Annotated in this window: 17 protein-coding genes and 1 tRNA gene; 10 read left to right on the forward strand and 8 right to left on the reverse strand. The window is 71.8% G+C overall.

What is annotated here, in order from left to right:
- Positions 1-32: 32 nt before the first annotated feature.
- Complete coding sequence (locus G5B56_RS13885; RefSeq protein ID WP_009857977.1) at positions 33-1,331, forward strand: hemolysin family protein; 1,299 nt, start codon at positions 33-35, stop codon at positions 1,329-1,331.
- Positions 1,328-2,104, forward strand: coding sequence for a SapC family protein (locus tag G5B56_RS13890; protein WP_009857976.1), 777 nt, complete (start codon positions 1,328-1,330; stop codon positions 2,102-2,104). Before G5B56_RS13885 ends, G5B56_RS13890 begins: the two co-directional genes overlap by 4 nt.
- Before the next feature lie 4 nt (positions 2,105-2,108).
- On the opposite strand, the gene G5B56_RS13895 is transcribed toward G5B56_RS13890, so the two are convergent.
- The gene (locus tag G5B56_RS13895; RefSeq protein WP_164963580.1) at positions 2,109-3,098 is read right to left on the reverse strand and encodes a tRNA-dihydrouridine synthase; all 990 of its coding nucleotides are present in this window, start codon (positions 3,096-3,098) and stop codon (positions 2,109-2,111) included.
- A 106-nt stretch (positions 3,099-3,204) separates the two neighbouring features.
- On the opposite strand from G5B56_RS13895, the gene G5B56_RS13900 reads away from it, so the two are divergent.
- Entirely contained in the window at positions 3,205-4,578 is a 1,374-nt protein-coding gene (locus G5B56_RS13900; RefSeq protein WP_164963581.1) for a M17 family metallopeptidase, read from the forward strand.
- A 15-nt stretch (positions 4,579-4,593) separates the two neighbouring features.
- Here the strand turns inward: G5B56_RS13900 and G5B56_RS13905 are convergent, their stop codons facing one another.
- The 3 genes from G5B56_RS13905 to G5B56_RS13915 form a co-directional block, all read right to left on the reverse strand.
- Positions 4,594-5,688 (reverse strand): hypothetical protein, encoded by a 1,095-nt coding sequence (locus G5B56_RS13905; RefSeq protein ID WP_164963582.1) that lies wholly within the window; start codon positions 5,686-5,688, stop codon positions 4,594-4,596.
- 95 nt (positions 5,689-5,783) lie between these two features.
- A complete protein-coding gene (locus G5B56_RS13910; RefSeq protein WP_164963583.1) occupies positions 5,784-6,086 on the reverse strand; it encodes a VanZ family protein in 303 nt (100 codons plus the stop codon).
- Between the two features lie 54 nt (positions 6,087-6,140).
- On the reverse strand, positions 6,141-7,436 hold the full coding sequence (locus G5B56_RS13915) for a DUF4397 domain-containing protein (RefSeq protein WP_009856094.1): 1,296 nt from the start codon (positions 7,434-7,436) through the stop codon (positions 6,141-6,143).
- A 196-nt stretch (positions 7,437-7,632) separates the two neighbouring features.
- Here G5B56_RS13915 and G5B56_RS13920 point away from each other — a divergent pair, with 196 nt between their 5' ends.
- The 4 genes from G5B56_RS13920 (at position 7,633) to mdeB (ending at position 12,710) form a co-directional block, all read left to right on the forward strand.
- The gene (locus tag G5B56_RS13920; protein ID WP_164963584.1) at positions 7,633-8,364 is read left to right on the forward strand and encodes a response regulator; all 732 of its coding nucleotides are present in this window, start codon (positions 7,633-7,635) and stop codon (positions 8,362-8,364) included.
- A 1-nt stretch (position 8,365) separates the two neighbouring features.
- Complete coding sequence (locus G5B56_RS13925; RefSeq protein ID WP_164963585.1) at positions 8,366-9,727, forward strand: HAMP domain-containing sensor histidine kinase; 1,362 nt, start codon at positions 8,366-8,368, stop codon at positions 9,725-9,727.
- Between the two features lie 126 nt (positions 9,728-9,853).
- On the forward strand, positions 9,854-10,075 hold the full coding sequence (locus G5B56_RS13930; protein ID WP_164963586.1) for a hypothetical protein: 222 nt from the start codon (positions 9,854-9,856) through the stop codon (positions 10,073-10,075).
- A gap of 40 nt (positions 10,076-10,115) precedes the next feature.
- Positions 10,116-12,710: an alpha-ketoglutarate dehydrogenase gene (mdeB, locus tag G5B56_RS13935; protein ID WP_164963587.1), complete on the forward strand. Its 2,595-nt coding sequence runs from the start codon at positions 10,116-10,118 to the stop codon at positions 12,708-12,710.
- Positions 12,711-12,780: 70 nt separating this feature from the next.
- Here mdeB and G5B56_RS20035 read toward each other — a convergent pair whose 3' ends face one another.
- On the reverse strand, positions 12,781-12,909 hold the full coding sequence (locus G5B56_RS20035; RefSeq protein ID WP_009857462.1) for a hypothetical protein: 129 nt from the start codon (positions 12,907-12,909) through the stop codon (positions 12,781-12,783).
- Positions 12,910-13,156: 247 nt separating this feature from the next.
- Between G5B56_RS20035 and G5B56_RS13940 the strand changes: the two genes are divergently transcribed.
- The 3 genes from G5B56_RS13940 (at position 13,157) to G5B56_RS13950 (ending at position 16,454) form a co-directional block, all read left to right on the forward strand.
- Positions 13,157-13,232 (forward strand) — tRNA-Thr (locus tag G5B56_RS13940).
- 87 nt (positions 13,233-13,319) lie between these two features.
- Positions 13,320-15,200 (forward strand): DUF6538 domain-containing protein, encoded by a 1,881-nt coding sequence (locus G5B56_RS13945; RefSeq protein WP_164963588.1) that lies wholly within the window; start codon positions 13,320-13,322, stop codon positions 15,198-15,200.
- Positions 15,201-15,863: 663 nt separating this feature from the next.
- Positions 15,864-16,454: a recombinase family protein gene (locus tag G5B56_RS13950; RefSeq protein WP_164963589.1), complete on the forward strand. Its 591-nt coding sequence runs from the start codon at positions 15,864-15,866 to the stop codon at positions 16,452-16,454.
- A 61-nt stretch (positions 16,455-16,515) separates the two neighbouring features.
- Here G5B56_RS13950 and G5B56_RS13955 read toward each other — a convergent pair whose 3' ends face one another.
- The 3 genes from G5B56_RS13955 to G5B56_RS13965 form a co-directional block, all read right to left on the reverse strand.
- Positions 16,516-17,010, reverse strand: a complete 495-nt coding sequence (locus G5B56_RS13955) for a hypothetical protein (protein WP_164963590.1) — start codon at positions 17,008-17,010, stop codon at positions 16,516-16,518.
- Between the two features lie 444 nt (positions 17,011-17,454).
- Positions 17,455-18,099, reverse strand: coding sequence for a DUF3313 domain-containing protein (locus G5B56_RS13960; RefSeq protein ID WP_240920817.1), 645 nt, complete (start codon positions 18,097-18,099; stop codon positions 17,455-17,457).
- Positions 18,100-18,212: 113 nt separating this feature from the next.
- Positions 18,213-19,334, reverse strand: coding sequence for a beta-ketoacyl-ACP synthase III (locus G5B56_RS13965; protein WP_164963591.1), 1,122 nt, complete (start codon positions 19,332-19,334; stop codon positions 18,213-18,215).
- Positions 19,335-19,368 lie beyond the last annotated feature (34 nt).

A 19,368-nucleotide genomic window follows, 5' to 3' on the forward strand; every position in this document is an offset into this window, starting at 1 on the left:
CAGCCCGTCGCCGCCGTGTCGCGGCGGCTCTAATGGACGTTTCGCTTCTCGTCTTCCTCATCCTGCTCAACGGCGTTTTCGCCATGTCGGAGATGGCGCTCACCGCGTCACGCAAGATCCGGCTCCAGGTGATGGTGGAAGACGGCGCCCCCGGCGCCCGGGCCGCGATGGCCCTTCACGACGACCCCACGCGTTTCCTGTCGGTGGTGCAGATCGGCATCACCTCCATCGGCATCCTCAACGGCATCGTCGGCGAAGCCGCGTTCTCGGCGCCGCTGGGCGACTGGCTGATCACGCTCGGCGTGCACGAGCACAGCGCACGCATCGGCGCCACGGCGATCGTCGTCGTGCTGATCACGATCGTCACGATCATCTTCGGCGAACTGGTGCCCAAGCGCCTGGGCCAGCTCTACCCGGAGACGGTGGCGCGCCTGGTGGCGCGGCCGATGACCTGGATCTCGCTGGCCGCGCGGCCGCTGGTGCTGCTGCTGTCGGCCTCGACGCAGGCGGTGCTGCGCCTGCTGGGCATCCGCGAGGACACGCAGCGTGCCGTCACCGAGGAGGAGATCGCGGCCAGCCTGGAGGAAGGCCTGGACGCCGGCGTCATCGAGGCCCAGGAGCACCAGATGGTGCGCAACGTCTTCCGCCTGGACGACCGCCAGATCGGCTCGATGATGATCCCGCGTGCCGAGATCGTCTGGCTCGAGGCCGACGCCCCGATCGACGAGGTGCTGGCGCAGATCGCCGAGCACGGCCACTCGCGCTACCCGGTGTGCCGCGGCAGCCTGGACGACGTCATCGGCGTGCTCGGCGCGCACGTGCTGCTGCAGCCGCTGTCGCGCGGCGAGACGCCGCAGCTGCAGACGCTGCTGACGCCGCCGGTCTTCGTGCCCGAGACGCTGTCGGGCATGGAGCTGCTGGAGCACTTCCGCCAGTCGCGGGCCGACCTGGTGTTCGTCGTCGACGAGTACGGCGCCGTGCAGGGCGTGATCTCCGAGCGCGACCTGCTCGAGGCGATCACCGGCGAGTTCGGCAACCAGACCGACGAGGACGCCTGGGCCGTGCGCCGCGAGGACGGCAGCTGGCTGATGGACGGGCTGATCCCGGTGCCCGAGTTCAAGGACCGGCTCGAGCTGAAGGACCTGCCCGACGAGGAGCGCGGCCGCTACAACACGCTGGCCGGCATGGTGATGCTGCTGCTGGGCCGGCTGCCGAAGACGGCCGACGCCGTCAGCTGGCAGGGCTGGCGCTTCGAGGTCGTCGACCTCGACGGCAAACGTGTCGACAAGGTGCTCGTCTCGCGCACCGACAACACAGGAGAGAACGAATGATCATCCCGCTGCTGCACCGCAAGCCGGTGCCGGTGGACCTCAAGGAGCACCGCGCGCTGAAGCTGGCGCTGCCGGTGACCGACTGGAGCGTCGCCGCCGACCTCAACTCGTGCTTCATCGCCGCGATCGAGTTCGTCGACGCCGCGCGCGACTACCCGATCTTCTTCGTGCGCACCGGCAACGACGACGACGGCAAGGCGGCCATCGCGCCGATCGCCGTCTTCGGCCTGCAGCCCAAGCAGAACCTGTTCCTCGAGCAGGGCCGCTGGCGCGCCGACTACATGCCGGCGTCGCTGCGCGGCTACCCGATGTGCCTGGGCCGGATGGACGCCGAGAACTTCGCGGTCTGCTTCGACTCGGCCTGGAGCGGCGTCGGCACCGACGACGGCGTGCCGATGTTCGACGCCGACGGCAAGCCCGGCGAGGTGCTGCAGAACGCGCGCGCCCAGCTCGAGGCGCTGGAAGGCGAGACGCAGCGCACGCGCGTGCTGTGCCGCCGCCTGCGCGACCTGGACCTGCTGCGCCCGATGCGCTTCGACGCCACGCTGCCCGACGGCAGCAAGCTCAGCGTCGACGGCTTCCTGACGGTGGACAACGAGAAGGTGCAGGCGCTGGACGCGGCCACCACGCACGAGCTGCTCAAGAGCGGCCTGCTCGGGCTGATCTACGCCCACTTCGTGTCGCTGGGCCACATGCGCAAGCTGCTCGACTGGCACCTGCAGCGCCAGCCCGCCGCCGCGCCGGCGGACGCCCCGGCCGCTCCCGCGGCCTGAGCCTTCAGGCGGGCGCGCCGGCGGCGGCCGGCGCCGCCTCGCCGAACATCAGCGCCTCGACGCGGCGCGCGTCGTTGCTCTCGCGGATGCGTGCGAAGGCTTCGCCGGCCTCCGGAAAGCGCCGCCGCATCAGCCCCAGCCACTGCTTGAGCCGCCCCGCGCGGTGGCGCGGCTCGACACGCGCGCTGACGCTCGCCCAGAAGCGTCGCAGCTCCGGCTGCAGCGCCGCCCAGCCGGGCACCGGCTCGCCGCGGATCGCCCGCGCCAACCCCGGGTCGGCGACCATGCCGCGGCCCAGCATCAGCGCGTCGCAGCCGCTCTCGGCCAGGCAGCGGCGCGCGTCGTCCACCGTCCAGACCTCGCCGTTGGCGACCACCGGCAGCGCCACCGCCTCGCGGATCTCGGCGATGCGGTGCCAGTGCGCCGGCGGCCGGTAACCCTCGGCCTTGGTGCGTGCGTGCACCACCAGCTCGGCGGCGCCGCCGTCGGCGATCGCGTGCGCGCAGTCCAGCATGCGCGACGTGTCCAGGTGGCCCAGGCGCATCTTGGCCGTCACCGGCACGGCGGCCGGCACCGCGCGCCGCACCGCGGCGACGATGGCATGCACCAGCTCCGGCTCGTCGAGCAGCACCGCGCCGCCGCGATGGCGGTTGACCACCGGCGCCGGGCAGCCGAAGTTCAGGTCGATGCCGGCCGGCGACAGCTCGGCCAGGCGCGCGGCGTTCTCGGCCAGGCAGACCGGGTCGCCGCCGAGCAGCTGCGCGCGCACCGGCGTGCCGGCGGCGGTGCGCCCGCCGGCCAGCAACTCGGGGGCGATGCGCGTGAACACCCGCGCCGGCAGCAGCTGGTCGGTGACGCGGATGAACTCCGAGACGCAGAGCTCGACGCCGCCGACACGCGTCAGCACGTCGCGCAGGCTGCAGTCGAGCAGGCCCTCCATCGGGGCGAGCAACAGCCGCGGGGCGGCGGCGGGCGGGGCAGGGCGGGGGCTCATCGGGGCGCGGATGATGCCGCAAGCGCCGCCCCCGTGCCCGCGTCCGGTGGCCGGTACCGATCACAATCGCCGCTTTCGTCCTGCCGCCGCGTGCGGCCTGCCGCCGATGTCCGTCCAGCTGAAAAAACCTGCCGCCTCCGCCATCCCCGTGCGTGTCGTCGACCGCGCCGGCCTGGCCGCCCGCCTCGACGCCGCGCCCGCGGCCACGCGCCGCTGGCTCGAGGCCACCGGCTTCAGCGCCGCGCCCGACAGCCACGTGCTGGTGCCGGCGGCCGACGGCGCCATCGCCGAGGTCTGGGCCGGCGTGCGCGCGGCCGATCACCCGTGGGCGCTGGCGGCACTGCCGCGGGCGCTGCCCGAAGGCCGCTATCGCCTGTCGCCCGACGGGCTGGAGCTGCCGGCCGAGGTGGCGGCGATGTCCTGGGAGCTGGGCGCCTACCGCTTCGACCTGTACAAGCCGGCCGCGCGTGCGCCGGCGACGCTGCAGCTGCCCAAGAGCGCGGCCGCCCAGCGCGGCCTGCTGCTGGCCGCGGCCATCGCCTCGGTGCGTGACCTGGTCAACACGCCGGCCGAGCACATGGGCCCGGCCGAGCTGGCCGAAGCCGTGAAGCTGGTCGCCGAGCAGCACGGCGCCGAGTTCCGCCAGACCGTCGGCGACGCGCTGCTGAAGGCCGGCTTCCCGGCGATCCACGCCGTCGGCCGCGCCGCTGCGCGTGCGCCGCGGCTGATCGAGCTGCACTGGGGCGACCCCAAGCACCCGCAGCTGACGCTGGTCGGCAAGGGCGTGTGCTTCGACACCGGCGGGCTGGACATCAAGTCGCCCGACGGCATGCGCCAGATGAAGAAGGACATGGGCGGCGCGGCCAACGCGCTGGGCCTGGCGCAGCTGGTGATGGCGCTGGGCCTGCCGGTGCGGCTGACGCTGCTGATCCCGGCGGTCGAGAACGCCATCGCCGGCAACGCCTACCGCCCCGGCGACGTGATCCGCACGCGCAGCGGCCTGCACGTCGAGATCGGCAACACCGACGCCGAAGGCCGCGTGATCCTCTGCGACGCGCTGGCCTGCGCCGCCGAAGCCCAGCCCGATCTGCTGATCGACCTGGCGACGCTGACCGGCGCTGCGCGCGTGGCGCTCGGCGCGCAGCTGCCGGCGCTGTTCTGCCGCGACACGGCCACCGCGCGCGAGCTCGTCGACCTGGGCCTCGCGCTGCACGACCCGCTGTGGCACATGCCGCTTTGGCGCGACTATCACGGCGGCATCGAGAGCGAGATCGCCGACATCGTCAACACCGGCCGCGGCCCGCAGGCCGGCGCGATCAACGCCGCGTTGTTCCTCGAGGACTTCGTGCCGCCGGCGCTGCCGTGGCTGCACGTCGATCTCTACGCCTGGAACGACACCGCACGCCCCGGCCGCCCGGCCGGCGGCGAGGCGCAGACGCTGCGCACGCTGCTCGCCTGGCTGGAGCGGCGCTACCGCTGACGCTGCGGCTCCGCCTCAGGCGCGCGCTGCGCCCCCGCCGGCCGCGCGCCGCGGCGCGGCCACCAGCCGCAGCGCACGCGCCGGCGCCATGGCCACACGCGGCAGCACCGGGCGCACGGCGCCGTCGGCCGGCGATGCCGGCGCGGCGCTGCGTGCCGCGGCGGCCGGCGCCTGCAAGGCCCGCCCGAGCAGCGTGTGCACCCCCGCCTCGCCCAGCGCGTGGGCGAAGGCCTGCCAGCGCTGGTTGACGCGCCGGTCGGCCCAGGCGTCTTCCAGCGCGCGGCGCACCGCCAGCGGCTCGGTGCCGGCACGCGCCTCCAGCAGGCGGGCGGCCAGCGCGCCGGCCAGCAGCTGCAGGTCGTGGCGCAGCGCGTCGCCGCCGGCGGCCGGCAGCAGCGCGGCCAGGCGGCGGATGCGCTCGCTCCAGCCGGCCGACACGAACTGCAGCGTCACCAGCGCCTGCAGCTGCTGCACGGGGTTGACGACCTCGGCGCCCGGCGGCGGCAGCACGCGCAGCGGCACACGCACCGCCTCGGTGAAGGGCATCGTGGTCGCGAAGCTGGCCAGCACCGCCAGGCGCCAGCCCTGCGCCGGCGTCAGGCCGCCGGGGGCGTCGGCCAGCCCGGCGTCGGCCTGCACCGCGCGGCGCAGCAGCGCGCCGGCGTCCAGGCCCTCGAGTGCGGCGGCGGCCTGGGTGCACAGCATCGCCAGCCGGCCGGGCGTGTAGCCGGCCGCGGCGTTGAGCCGGGCCACCACCGGCGCATCGTCGCCGCCGGCGGCGCCGCCCAGCGCCCGCCGCGTCACCGGGCAGTGCGCCGTCTCCAGGGCCGCCAGGTGGCGCAGCGTGAGCCGTGCCGGGTCCAGCGCCTCGCCCTGGCGCCAGGCCGTGGTGCGCAGCGCCAGCCAGCGCCGCACCAGGCGCGTGGCGGCCAGCGTGCGCCGGCCGAAGACGGCCTTGCCGGCGCGCCAGCCCTGGCCGATCGGCGTGCCGTCGAGCAGCAGGCCCGGCGGCGGCACGAGGCCGTGGCGCGCGTGGTCCCACCCCAGCTCGAAGCCGGCACGGTCGCTGGCCTGGGCCTGCAGGTCGAAGTCGAGGATCGCCTGGTTCATCACGGTCTCCCGGTGCGCGCCGGGCCCGATGCCCGACGTTGGAGACAGTGTGCGGCGTCAGTGGCTCATGGGCCGAGCCACTACTGTAAAAACATTCAGTTGCCGGCCCGGCGACGCCACCACCCGGCCAGGCCCAGCACCAGCGTGACACCGGCGAGGTCGGCCAGCACGTCGGCGGGCTCGGCGCTGCGGCCCGGCACGACGGCCTGCACCAGCTCGATCAGCACGCCGTAGCCGGCGAGCGCCGCGGCCAGCGTGGCGGCACGCGCCGCCGGCCAGCCCAGCCGCGCGGCCAGCGCCATCACGGCGAAGGCCAGCGCGTGGTTGGCCTTGTCCCAGCCGGTGTCGGCCTGCGGTGGCGGGTGCGGCGTGAACGCCAGCCAGGCGACGCCGCACACCGACAGCAGCAGCGTCAGGCGCCAGGCCAGGCGGGAGGGCGGGGCGGATTCCAGTCAGCGGTCCTTGCGCAAGACCCCGGTCGGCGCGGCGTTGCCGCCGAGGAGGAAGACAGTGTAGACGCCGTAGGACTGCAGGCTGGCCTCGGTCAGCGTGTACAGGTAGTCGCCGCCGGTGGAACTGGTGACGTCCACGCGGGCGTCGCTGTTCGTCGTCGCGGTGACGAAGCTCGAGGCCTGGCCCGGCGAGACGTCGTTGACGAGCGCGGCGTAGTCCACCGACAGCGTCGTGGCGCCGCTCGTCGCCGCGGCGTTGACCAGCCGGATGCGGTAGCGCGACGAGGCGGTCGGCAGCCGGTTGTCGTCGCTGACCAGACGGTAGGCGGCGTCGCTGCCGGCGCTGCCGTAGGCCAGCAGCGTGTAGTCGGCGCCGGGCTTGAAGGTCTGCGTCGTGGTGCCGACCACGCTGCCGGCCACCCGCACCGTCAGCTCGGCGCTGCCGGCGGCGATGCGCTGGTAGCTGCCGACCGACGGCGAGACCAGCGTGGCCAGCGTGCCGCCGTCCAGCGACGCGCTCACCGTGCCGCGCGCCTCGGCGCCGGCGATGACGCGGATGCGCGCCTGGGTGTTGCGCGCCTGCGCCAGGCCGCCCTGCTGCACCAGCACGGCGCCGTTGACGAGCACGCCGCCGCTGCCGGCGGTGATGACCAGCGTCGCGTACTCGGCTTCGTTGATCGTGATGCCGGAGACGTCCAGGCGCACGTCGTCGGGGTCGCCCGCCGTCGTCACGCGCAGGCGGTAGGTGCCGGCGCCGACGTCCTTGTAGCTGCCCAGCGTGGCGGCCGAGACGCTGCTGGCCAGCGCGCTGGCGTCGGCGAGGTCGGCGTCCTGCTGCGTCAGGTAGACGTCCAGCGAGCCGGCGTCGGTGGTCGCGTTGTAGACGCGCAGCTGGCCGTAGCCGTCGTCGATGTCGTCGGTGTCCTCGTCCTCGGGCAGCGTGATGAACTTCAGCGCGCCGCTGCGGCCCCAGACGATGCCGGTGTAGTGCTTCTTCTTGGCCAGCGTGTAGCTGCCGGTGACCAGCGCCGCGCTGCTGCCGGTGGCACGCACCTTGATCGTGTAGCTGTCGGCGTCGAACGAGCCGTAGTCGGTGATCGTGTCGGCGGCCACGGCCGAGAACTCGGTCGTGCCGTCGAGGTCGACGTCGATCGAGTCGACGTCGGTGCTGGCGTTGAACACACGCAGCTGGGCGGGCCCGCCGCTGCTGCCGCCGCCGCCGCAGGCGGACAGCAGCAGGGCGGAGGCCGCGAACAGCAGGGCCAGGCCGCGCCGCGTGATCGGGGAAAGCGTCATCGTCGTTCCTTCGAGGGTCCGGCGCCCGGCATGGCGCCGCGGGGCGATTGCAGCGCCCGCGCGCGACGCGAACATTGCCTGCGTGTTGCCGGCGGCGACGCACGATGACGCCGCGTGTCGGCCTGCCTCGGGGCCGCGAAACGGAGCGTCAACGCTGCGCTACATGCAGCAACACGGCGCCGCTAGGCTGCCGCCGATGGACACCACCCCGCACCACCTCTTCGTCGTCGAGGACGACCCCGCGATGCGCGACATGCTGTCGGCCTACCTGGAGCGCCAGGGGCTGTCGGTGACGGCGATGGCCAGCGCCGAGGAGATGATGCGGCGCATCCACCGCCGCCGGCCCGACCTGATCGTGCTCGACGTGATGCTGCCCGGCGAGTCGGGTGTCGACGCCTGCCGCCGCCTGCGCGCCGAGGGCGACCGCGTGCCGATCATCCTGCTGACGGCGCGCACCGAGGAGGTCGACCGCGTGCTCGGGCTGGAGATGGGCGCCGACGACTACCTCGGCAAGCCGTTCTCGGCGCGCGAGCTGCTGGCGCGCATCCGCGCCGTGCTGCGCCGCAGCGGCACGCTGCCGGGCGTGCCGCTGGCCGGCGAGCGCGAGGTGCGCATCGGCGCGCACACCTTCGTGCCGGCGACACGCAGCCTGCACGCCGTCGACGGCGAGCTGCGCGTGCTGTCCACCGTCGAGTACTCGATCCTCGCCGAGCTGGTGGCCAACCCGCAGGTGCCGATCTCGCGCGAGCGCCTGCTGTCGGTGTCGCACACGCGCGGCGAGGAGCTGCTGGCGCGCACCGCCGACGTCGCCGTGATGCGGCTGCGCAAGATCGTCGAGCCCGACCCGGCGATGCCGCGCTACATCCAGACCGTGCGCGGCCACGGCTACATGTTCGTGCCGCACCTGCAGCGCCTGGCCGCGGCCTGAGGTGGGCGCCGCCACCCCCGGCACGCTGGTCGGCCGGCTGACGGCCGGCGTCGCGCTGGTCGGCGCGCTGGCCTTCCTGACGCAGGCGCTGGTGCTGCACCTGTGGCTGCAGCCGGTGCTCGACGAACTCGGCCACGAGACCGCGGCCCACGCGGCGACGATCGCCACCGCGCTGGCCGCTGCCGCGGCGCCCGACCGTCCGGCGCTGGCGCGGCGGCTGTCCGGCGATCGGGTCCAGGTCGGTGTCGCGCCGCCCTGGGCGCCGGGCGGCGACGAACCCGGGCGCGACGGCCCGGCCGACGCCGGCGCGCCGCGGCCGGCGGTGCCGGCGCTCGTCGAGCCCGGCGGCAGCGCCGCGCTCGACGGCATCCGGCGAGAGCTGCAGCGCCGCCTCGGGCCCGACGCGCAGGTCCACCGCGGCCCTGGGCCGGCGGGCGCGCGCACGCTGCTGGTGGGCATGACGGTGGACGGCCAGCGCTGGTGGCTGGAGTTCCACGACCGGCTGCCGCGGCCGGTGCTGTTCGAGACCCTGCTGGCCTGGCTGGCGGTGCTGTCGGCGCTGGTGTTCGGCGCGCTGCTGCTGTCCGCGCGTTATGTCGCGCGGCCGATCCGGCGCCTGGCCGACGAGATCGCGCGCCAGCGCGCGCCGCTGGCGCCGATCGCCGAGCACGGCCGCGGCAGCGAGGAGCTGCGTTCGCTGGCGGCTTCGTTCAACTCGCTGGTGCGGGTCGCCGAGGCCGGGCGGCAGACGCGCCAGAACCTGCTGGCCGGCCTGTCGCACGACCTGCGCACGCCGCTGGCGCGGCTGCGCCTGCGCGCCGAGACCCAGTGCGAGCCGGCGGTGGCCGACGCGCTGGTCGCCGACCTGGGCTCGCTGGAGCGCATCGTCGACCAGTTCCTGGCCTACGTGCAGCTCGAACGTGCCGAGGCCGTGGGCCGCGCCGCGCCGCTGGCGCGCAGCGTCGAGGACGTGGTGCGCCGCCATGTCGAGCACGGCGACCCGGTGGAGGCCCGGATCGCGCCGATCGACTGGCCGGTGGCCGACCTGGCGGTGCAGCGGCTGGTCGGCAACCTCGTCGACAACGCGCTGGCCTACGGCCGCGCGCCGGTGCGTGTCGAGCTCGTCGAGCACGAGGGCGGGGCGCTGCTGCGTGTGCTCGACCACGGCCACGGCATGAGCGCCGCCGAGTTCGAGCTGGCGCGCCAGCCCTTCGTGCGCCTGTCGCCGGCGCGCAGCGGCCAGGGCCATTGCGGGCTGGGGCTGGCGATCGCCGCCGAGATCGTGCGCCAGTGGGGCGGCGAGCTGCGCCTGGCGCCGGCCGGCGTCACGACCGGCATCGAGGCGACGATCCCGCGGCGCTGACGGCGCCGCCGCGCAACACGGCGTCATCGACGGCCCGATTCGGCACGCTGTTCGGCGCATCACGCCGGCCCGGTGCGGCCGACGATGCGCAGCGTGGCGGGCCGATGCCGCCGCCCAAGGAAACCCATGACCCGAACCATCCCCCCGGCCGTCCCGTCGGACGAGCCTGCCCCGTCAGCCCCGGCCGCGGCCGCCGACGACGAGGCGGCGCTGGCCGCGCTGCTCGACGCCTTCCGCAACGGCCGCAGCCCGGCCGCGCGCATCGCCGGCCGTCTGCGCCGCGTGCTGGCCGAGGGCGGCGACACGCCATCGCCCCCGCCGCGCCCCGGCGGCGCGCGTCCGTCCTAGACTTGCGGCCCCCGGCCCACGAGGCCGGCATGGAGCCGCGATGGGTGCACCCGAATCCCTTGAATCCCCCGATCTCGACCCGCAGGAAACGCGGGAATGGCTGGAAGCGCTGCAGGCGGTCGTCGCCGACGCCGGGCCCGAGCGCGGCCTGTATCTGCTCGAGCAGCTCGAGCGCCAGGCGCAGCAGCTGGGCGTCGTGCCGCACGTGCCGCCGTATTCGGCCTACCGCAACACGATCCCGCTGGAGCGCCAGGGCGCCTATCCGGGCGATCTGCGGCTGGAGGAGCGGCTGCTCGCCGTGCTGCGCTGGAACGCGCTGGCGATGGTCGTGCGCGCCAACGAGGCCTACGGCGAGCTCGGCGGTCACATCGCCAGTTATGCCTCGGCCGCCGAGATCTTCGAGGCCGGCTTCAACCACTTCTTCCGCGGCAGCGCCGACGGCCAGTCGGGCGACCTCGTCTTCTTCCAGCCGCACTCGGCGCCGGGCATCTACGCCCGCGCCTTCCTCGAAGGGCGCTTGAGCGAGCAGCAGCTCGCCAACTACCGCCAGGAGATCGCCGGCCCGGGCCTGTGCTCGTACCCGCACCCCTGGCTGATGCCCGAGTTCTGGCAGTTCCCCACCGGCTCGATGGGCCTGGGGCCGCTGAACGCCGTCTGGCAGGCGCGTTTCATGCGCTACCTGCAGGCGCGCGGGCTGCTGCAGACCGAGGGCCGGCGCGTCTGGGGCGTGTTCGGCGACGGCGAGATGGACGAGCCCGAGTCGATCGCCGGCCTGACGCTGGCCGCGCGCGAGCAGCTCGACAACCTGTGTTTCGTCGTCAACTGCAACCTGCAGCGCCTGGACGGCCCGGTGCGCGGCAACGGCCAGATCATCCAGGAGCTGGAGTCGCTGTTCAAAGGCGCCGGCTGGAACGTCGTCAAGGTGCTGTGGGGCAGCGACTGGGACGCGCTGTTCGCGCGCGACACGCAGCACGTGCTGCTGAAGGCGCTGGCCGGCACCGTCGACGGCCAGTACCAGACGCTGGGTGCCAACGACGGCGCCTACAACATCGAGCACTTCTTCCGCGTGAACCCCGAGGTGCAGCGGCTGGTGGCGCACATGAGCCCGGCCGAGATCGACGCCTTGAAACGCGGCGGCCACGACCTGCGCAAGCTGCACGCCGCCTTCGCCGCCGCGCAGGCGCACCGCGGCCGGCCGACCGTCATCCTGGCCAAGACCAAGAAGGGCTACGGCATGGGCGGCGCCGGCGAGAGCCGCATGACGGCGCACCAGGCCAAGAAGCTCGACGTCGAGGCGCTGAAGGCCTTCCGCGACCGCTTCGCGCTGCCGCTGGACGACGCCGACGTCGCGGCGCTGAAGTTCTACAAGCCGGCCGACGACAGCCCCGAGATGCGCTACCTGCGCGAGCGCCGCGCCGCGCTCGGCGGGCCGCTGCCGCGGCGCAACCCGGCCGCGCCGGTGCTGCCGGTGCCGCCGCTGGCGGCCTGGGGCAGCTTCGCGCTGGACGCCGACGGCAAGGAGATGAGCACGACGATGGCCGCCGTGCGCCTGCTCGGCGGCCTGCTGAAGGACCCGGTGCTGGGCCCGCGTGTCGTGCCCATCGTCGCCGACGAGGCGCGCACCTTCGGCATGGCCAGCCTGTTCCGCCAGATCGGCATCTACGCGCCGGGCGGCCAGCGCTACGAGCCCGAGGACGCGGCCTCGATGCTGTACTACCGCGAGTCGGCCGACGGCCAGCTGCTGGAGGAAGGCATCAACGAAGCCGGCGCGATGAGCTCGTGGATCGCCGCGGCGACGAGCTACGCGGTGCACGGGCTGCCGATGCTGCCGGTCTACATCTACTACTCGATGTTCGGCTTCCAGCGTGTCGGCGACCTGATCTGGGCCGCCGCCGACCAGCGTGCACGCGGTTTCCTGTTCGGCGCCACCGCCGGGCGCACGACGCTGGGCGGCGAAGGCCTGCAGCACCAGGACGGCTCCAGCCTCGTCGTCGCCGCCACCGTGCCGACCTGCCGCGCCTGGGACCCGGCGCACGCCGGCGAGCTGGCGGTGATCCTGGAGCATGGCCTGCAGCGCATGCTGGTCGAGCAGCACGACGAGTTCCACTACGTCACGCTGACCAACGAGAACGTCGCGATGCCCAGCCTGCCCGAAGGCGTGCGCGACGACCTGCTGCGCGGGCTGTACCGGCTGGAGACCCACGGCGACGGCCCGGTACGGCTGCGGCTGATCGGCTCGGGCGCGATCCTGCGCGAGGTGCAGGCGGCGGCGCGCACGCTGGCTGCCGAGCACGGCATCGCCTGCGAGGTGTTCAGCGCCACCAGCTTCGCCGAGCTGGCGCGCGAGGCCGCCGAATGCCGGCGGCTGGACCGCCTCGAACCGCTCGCCGAGCCGCGTGTGTCGCACGTCGAGCGCCTGCTGGCCGGCGATGCGCCGGTGGTCGCGGCCACCGACTACGTGCGCGCCTGGCCGCAGCTGATCGCCGAATACGTCGACGCACGCTATGTGACGCTGGGCACCGACGGCTTCGGCCGCAGCGACACGCGGCGGCGGCTGCGTGAGTTCTTCGAGGTCGACGCGGCGAGCATCGTGCAGGCGGCGCTGCAGGCGCTGAGGACGCCGCGGCGGCGCTGAAAACGACGACGCCCGGGTCGCGGCCCGGGCGTCGTCTGCCGGAACCGGGCCTCGCGGGGCCCGTCCGGCCTTACAGCCCCTGCGGGGTCAGCGCGTAGGGCAGCAGCGGAACCAGGCTGATGGCGAGAATCGCCAGCAGGGCCAGCCGGTCCAGCTGGCGCAGTTCGGTCTCTTTGGCAATGGCAGTTTCGTGACGCATGGCAGTTTCTCCGACGGTAGTGAAGAGGGACGCTAGAGCAGACAAACGCGCCGGTCATTTGGTGACTGCGCAGTCGCGAACTATACCTAGCGTTCCTGTCGGGTTCTCGGCGCCCTCTCTTTCCCGTTGGTGGTGTGCGGGTATCGGGCCTGCTGCCGCGTGGCCCGCCGTGCCTGGGAAAGCGAGCTGTTGCACGAGGCTCTTGCGGGAACCTCGGCAAACCGTGCTATAGTGGCGGGCTTACGCCGCCGGTGTAGCTCAGTTGGTAGAGCAGCGCATTCGTAATGCGAAGGTCGGGAGTTCGACTCTCTTCACCGGCACCACATTCGGCCCCGATCCCTCCTAGGACAAGCACTTAGGGCGGCATCGGGGCTTTGTTTTTGTGTCACTCGCCTGTGTCAGTCAACCTCTTGACCGACGAAGCAGACGACGTGCGCGAACCTGGCCTGTACCGGCGCGGCTCCATCTGGTGGGGCCGAGTGGTCATCCCGAAGGATCTCCAGCATCTGTTCGGGTCGACGCCCCTGCGGCGCACCCTCAAGACCGAGAGCAAGGCCGAAGCGCGACTGAGGCTGCTTCGTTTCCGCTCCGCCGCCTTTCAACACTTCGAGGACGTCCGCGCCGGGCGTGCTAAGCCTGATCGGGATGGCCTGACGGGCTACGAGGAGCGGGCGCCCCTGACGATGGGCGAGGTCGAGCGTGCCTTGGGTGAGGTCGTGCTGCGGACGATTGAGGAAGAGAGCCGCGGTGCGTCGCTCTGGGACAGAGACCGGCGGCAGAACGCCGTGATGGCGGCAGATGCAGGCCTCGATGCCCTGGAGTGGGCTACCCGCGACGACAAGTGGAGTTTGGCGGGGCCGCTGCTGGCCGATGCGCTCCGAACCCATGGCGTCGCGCTGAGCGATTTCCCGACAGGCTGGCGCGACCGCCTGATCAACGCGGCGTGTGACCACTACCAAGTGCTTCAGCACCTCTTGCTAGAGGTCGCGGCCGGCCCGGCAGTCGACTACCCCGAGCGCGAGGCCTACCGGAAGCGCATCCGCAGGCTCGCCGAGCCCGAGCCCCAGGCGGCCGCCAAGGTGGTGACGCTGGAGTCGCTGGTCGAGCAGTGGGCGGGCAAGCCTGGGCGAAAGAAAGATACGGCTCGGAAGGTGCGCCGTGCAGCCGATCTCTTCCGTGCCTACTGCACCGAGAAATGCGCCGAGGGGAGCCTGTTGGTCCAGCGGGTGAACTTGGTCACCCGCAAGCACGCCCAGGGCTTCGCAGACTGGCTGGGTCGGCGCGGCATTTCTGCCAAGACCGCGCGTGACCATCTGGAATGGGTACGGTCGCTCTTCCGCTTGGCCCTGGGCGATCAGGTCATCGAGGTGAACCCGTTCGAAGGCGTCAAGGTCGACGGCAAGCTGACTTCGCCGTTTCGAGAAGGCTTCTCGCTGGCAGAGATCGCGCGGCTCTTCGGCGGGCTGCTGTTCCAGCAATACCGGCTTCCCAGCGCCAGCAAGGCGGGCCTGGACGCGGCTTACTGGGTGCCGTTGCTGGCGCTGTACACCGGAGCCCGACTCACCGAACTGTGCCAGCTCCGGGTCGATGACATCGTCATGGAGGACGGCCTGCACGCGCCTGCCAGCGTCCCGGTCTTGAAGATCCGGCCGGCCCCGACGGGAGACGAAGCACCGGAGCAGTGGGTCAAGACCGCTCCTTCCATCCGGAAGGTGCCGATACACCGGGAATTGATCCGCCTCGGGTTCGTCGAGTACGTGGACGCCATCCGGGAACTGGGCGGGGAGCAACTGTTCCCGGCCATCGCTGTTCCGGAGAACTACCGAGCGGGCAGCTACTTCTCGACTTGGTACTCGGGCTACCGTGCTTCCCTGGGCTTCGAGAAGGGCGCCGGCAAGGATGCACACAACCTGCGGCACACCGTCCGTTCACGTCTTGCGGCGGCTTCAGTCCCTGACGAGGTCATCGACCTCATCATCGGGCACAGCCCAGGGGGGTCCACCGGCCGCAGGGTCTACACGCATGCGACCGAGGCGCTCGCCGAGTGGGTCAACAAGCTGACCTACCCGACCTTGCAGCTCCCCCGGGTCTACGTCCGCCCCGCATGGACACCCAGCGGGGGCCGGGCCGGCGCTTCCGGGGCGTCGGCGTCCCCTGAGCCCAGGCCAGCCGGCCGGCGATCCAGAGCATCGGGCCAGAGGTCGCGCGAAGCGTCCCGCCTGGGTGCCACGACGGGCCTTCCGCCGCAGCGCAGGGCGGCCGAGGGGGCCTCCGACGTGGGTCGGGCCTAGCCCGCCCTCCCCGCTGAAGAGTTCGGTCGGGCGACAGTGAAGACTGGGGGGACTTAAAGGTTTCCTGTAGGGCGACCTATTGGCTCCCCGTGGTCTCCTATTCAGGTTCTACCGGGAGAGATGACCAGTAGATATAAACCTAAGAGGAACTCCAAAGGGAACCTCTTGGTTGCGGCGAAGCGGGGAGGTCGGCCCCTTGAGGCAGGCGTCGGCATCCCGGACTTGGTGATCTCCGGAGATTCGCGGAAGCACTTTTGCCGCCGTCTTCGACGCCACTCCCCCCGTCGCCTCCAGCAAAGCCCAGGGCCGGTCGCCTGGACGGATGGCCCCCGGGGGGAGGTCGATGCCGGCGGATGCCCGTCTGGGCCGAATACAGCCCCTTAGGGCCTCGATCTCTGGTCGGGCAAGGGTTGGGTACTGGGGCGCCATCTTCGGCGCTCTATGCGGCCCGAAGGTCGTGGCGGCTGGCGCTCGGTCTGCCGGAGCCCGATGTGCTTTCCCCCGGCGAGGAGAGTCCGAGGCGGTGCTAAAGGGCACGCTGGGCCAGAAGTTCTAAGTTCTGAGCCGGGCCGACGGGAGCCCTCTGAGATGGCTCAAAAGGTACTTGATCGCGGCTTGTGAGCTGGTTCAGAATGCGTCCGTATCTTCTGATCCGCTCCGAGGATGGCACGCATCGCTTACTACCGGGTCTCGACGGCCGACCAGAGCATCGAAGCTCAAAGGGCCGCAATGGGTGGCGGCTTCGACCGCGAGTTCAAGGACGAAGGCATCAGCGGGGCCGTCCCGGCCGCCCAGCGCCCCGGCTTCGCTGACCTGCTGGGGTACGTCCGAGAGGGCGACTCGGTCCACGTCTACGCGGTGGATCGCCTGGGGCGCGATGCCCTGGACGTTCAGGCCACCGTGCGGCAGCTCATCAAGCGGGGCGTGTCCGTCGAGGTCCGCGGCCTGGGCACGATGGGCGAGGGCGTCGGCGAACTGATCCTGGCCGTCCTGGCCCAGGTGGCCGACATGGAGCGCCGCAGGATCGCCGAGAGGACCGAGGCGGGCCGAGCGACCGCGAGGGAGCATCTGGAGCGCACCGGACGCACGCACCGGGGCAAGGTGAGCCTGGGGCGGCCCAAGGAGGCCGACGCAGCCGCAGTGGCTCGCTGGCGAACGGAGAACGGAGCCAGCATCGCGGTCACCGCTGCTCACTGGGGCCTCTCGGCGAGTACGGTTAAACGGTACTGCGCGGAGATTAGCCAAGTGGCTTAGGCACTGAGCGTCGATGCCCTGTTGAGTCGGCAGACGTAACCCCAGCCAAAGTCGCGTACCGCTACTGATGAGGTGCCCTCTTAATCCATAAGAAGGCGGCGTAGGCAAGCAGTCCAATTGCAACGGGGATTGCGGCTATTAGTGCAGCTTCGCCAGCTTCAAAGCCGTACCTGTCCGCGAATATGAGATACCAGCCGCCGACGCTGGCGCACCAAAGGCCGGTCGCTGCTACTATCGCGCGGGCGTTTCGCTTCTGCAGCAAACTTCTTAGCATTTTCATGCGGCTGGCCGCGCCCCAGATTATCCAGGCTGCGCCAACGAGGAGAATCGTTAGGATGGCGTCCCAGTGCAAGCTCCACCCTGTCAGGATTACCGCTAAGCCCGCTGACCATATTCCGCCTATAGAGTATTCCCGTCGCTCCAGTAAACTCTGATCCGCCCTGCCGGGATAGAACTGCTTTAGGATCTCGATCTTCTGGTCCCGGGCGATCATCCAAGCGCCGTAAGGAAAAATGTAGGCGATTAGGAAGATTCCGTAAATCGTGTTGTCGTTCATGACTTGGCGGCTTTTTATGGAGGCCTGCCCGTGCTGAGCCTGCTCGCGCGGGGCGGCATTGAGCTACTGCGGATACTGATTGCACAAGCACGGTCGCCGCAGGTCAATCGTCCCAGTGCGGGGGCGTCGCTAGGTCGGCGCCACAGGTGAGTCAAGGCATCTGATGTATGGGTGCAGGATGCTTGCGCGAGGCCCTGTTTTTTTTGCCACCTCGGGCACGCGCTCCTGCTTTTGCCCCTGGCTTCCCCTCCGTGAGCCAGCTAGACTTCCTGTGTCACAGGTCTGTGTCACTGACAGCCCCGTGTGACAAGCTAAGTACTTGATTCTTAAGGATAACGGGCGCTGCGTCGGGGAGTTCGACTCTCTTCACCGGCACCAGACAGCAAAAGGGCCTGGCTTTCAGCCAGGCCCTTTTTGTTTGTCTCGGGCCTCGGCGGCGCGGGGTCAGCGCAGCTCGTCGAGCAGGGCCAGGCCGCCGTCGCGGGCGGCGCTGCGTGCCGCGTCCAGCGTGCGCAGCGTGGCCGCGACGTTCATCGCGTTCGGATAGCGCCGGGCGACGAAGGCGCGCAGCAGACGGTCGGTCGACGCGTCGTAGACCTCGACGGCGTAGCTCAGCGAGCCCGACAGCGTGCCCTGCTCGTTGTTGGCGCTCTTGATCGTGTTGCGGATCAGCCCCAGCGGCAGCAGCTTGGTCAGCGTCGCCAGCACCGGCGTGTTCTTCTCGAAGCCGGTCAGCGTGACACGCACCGCCAGCGTGCGCGGGCCCGGCCGTGCGACCAGCGTGTAGCGGCGGCCGAGCGCCGCCGCGAACGAGGACTGCAGCGCCGCCAGCACCTCGCGCTTGTCGTCGTCGCTGGCGTCGTGAAAGCCGGCATCGTGCCCGGCGTACAGCGCCACCGGCGTCAGCATCACCTGCGAGTAGTCGGCCCAGCGCGTGTCGGGCGCGCGGTAGGACAGCGGCTGGCGCGTGTCGGCAAGGCCGTCGCCGGGGGCGAGTTCGGCGGCCGAGGCCAGCGCCGCGTGCGGCGGCACGACCGCCCGGCTGGCGCAGCCGGCCATGGCGGCGGTGGCGGCCAGCACGGCCAGCACGCCGAGCGAACGTGCGCTGCGGCGCAGGACAGGGCTGTGGGTCGTCGTCGGGGTGGGCGCTGCGGCGCGCGCCGCAGTCTGCCCCGCTCCCGTGACCGTCGCGTGGCTGGCGTTCAGACCTTGCGGACGACGACGCTGCCGATCGAGTAGCCGGCGCCGAACGAGCAGATCACGCCCAGGTGGCCGGCCGCCAGGTCGGCGCGGTGCTCGTGGAAGGCGATGATCGAGCCGGCCGACGCGGTGTTGGCGTATTCGTCCAGGATCAGCGGCGCGATGTCGTCGCCGACCTCGTGGTCGACCAGCTTCTTCAGCACCAGCTGGTTCATGCCGACGTTGGCCTGGTGCAGCCAGAAGCGGCGCACCGCGGTCGGCTCGTGGCCCAGCGCGCCCAGGTGCGCGGCAATGTGCGCCGCGGCCATCGGCACGACTTCCTTGAAGACCTTGCGGCCTTCCTGGCGGAACTTCTTGTCGCGCGCGTCGGGGTCGGTGTCCTCGGCCGAGTTCATGAAGCCGAAGTTGTTGCGGATGGCGTTCGAGAACTTGGTCGCCAGCTTGGTGCCCAGCACCTCCCAGCGGTCGGCCGAGGTGGCGGTGTCGGCGGCTTCGACGACCAGCGCGGTGCAGACGTCGCCGAAGATGAAGTGGCAGTCGCGGTCGCGCCACTCGATGTGCGCCGACGTGATCTCCGGGTTGACGACGAGCACGCAGCGCGCGCTGCCCGACTTCACCGCGTTGACCGCCTGTTCGAGCGCGAAGGTCGCCGACGAGCAGGCGACGTTCATGTCGAAGCCGTAGCCGCCGGCGCCGATCGCGTTCTGGATCTCGATGGCCATCGCCGGGTAGGCGCGCTGCATGTTCGACGCGGCGCACAGCACCATGTCGACGTCGGCGCCGGTCTTGCCGGCCGCGGCCAGCGCCTGGCGCGCGGCGTCGGCGGCGATCTCGGCCATCAGCGACAGCTGCTCGTCGGGCCGCGGCTCGAAGCGCGGATACATGCGCGCCGGGTCCAGCACGCCGTCCTTCACCAGCACGTAGCGCTGCTTGATGCCCGAGGCCTTCTCGATGAACTCGACGCTGGACGAGGCCATCGGCTGGCGCTCGCCGGCGGCGATGGCCTCGGCGTGGCGTTCGTTCTGCAGTTCGGCGTAGCGGTTGTAGGCCTCGACCAGCTCGGCATTGCTGATGACGTGGGGCGGGCGGTACAGGCCGGTGCCGCTGATGACGACTCGGGTCATGGGTGTGTGTCGGGGTGATGAACGGGCAAACGCG

Source organism: Rubrivivax sp. JA1026, from assembly GCF_011065555.1.
Lineage (GTDB): Bacteria > Pseudomonadota > Gammaproteobacteria > Burkholderiales > Burkholderiaceae_C > Rubrivivax > Rubrivivax benzoatilyticus.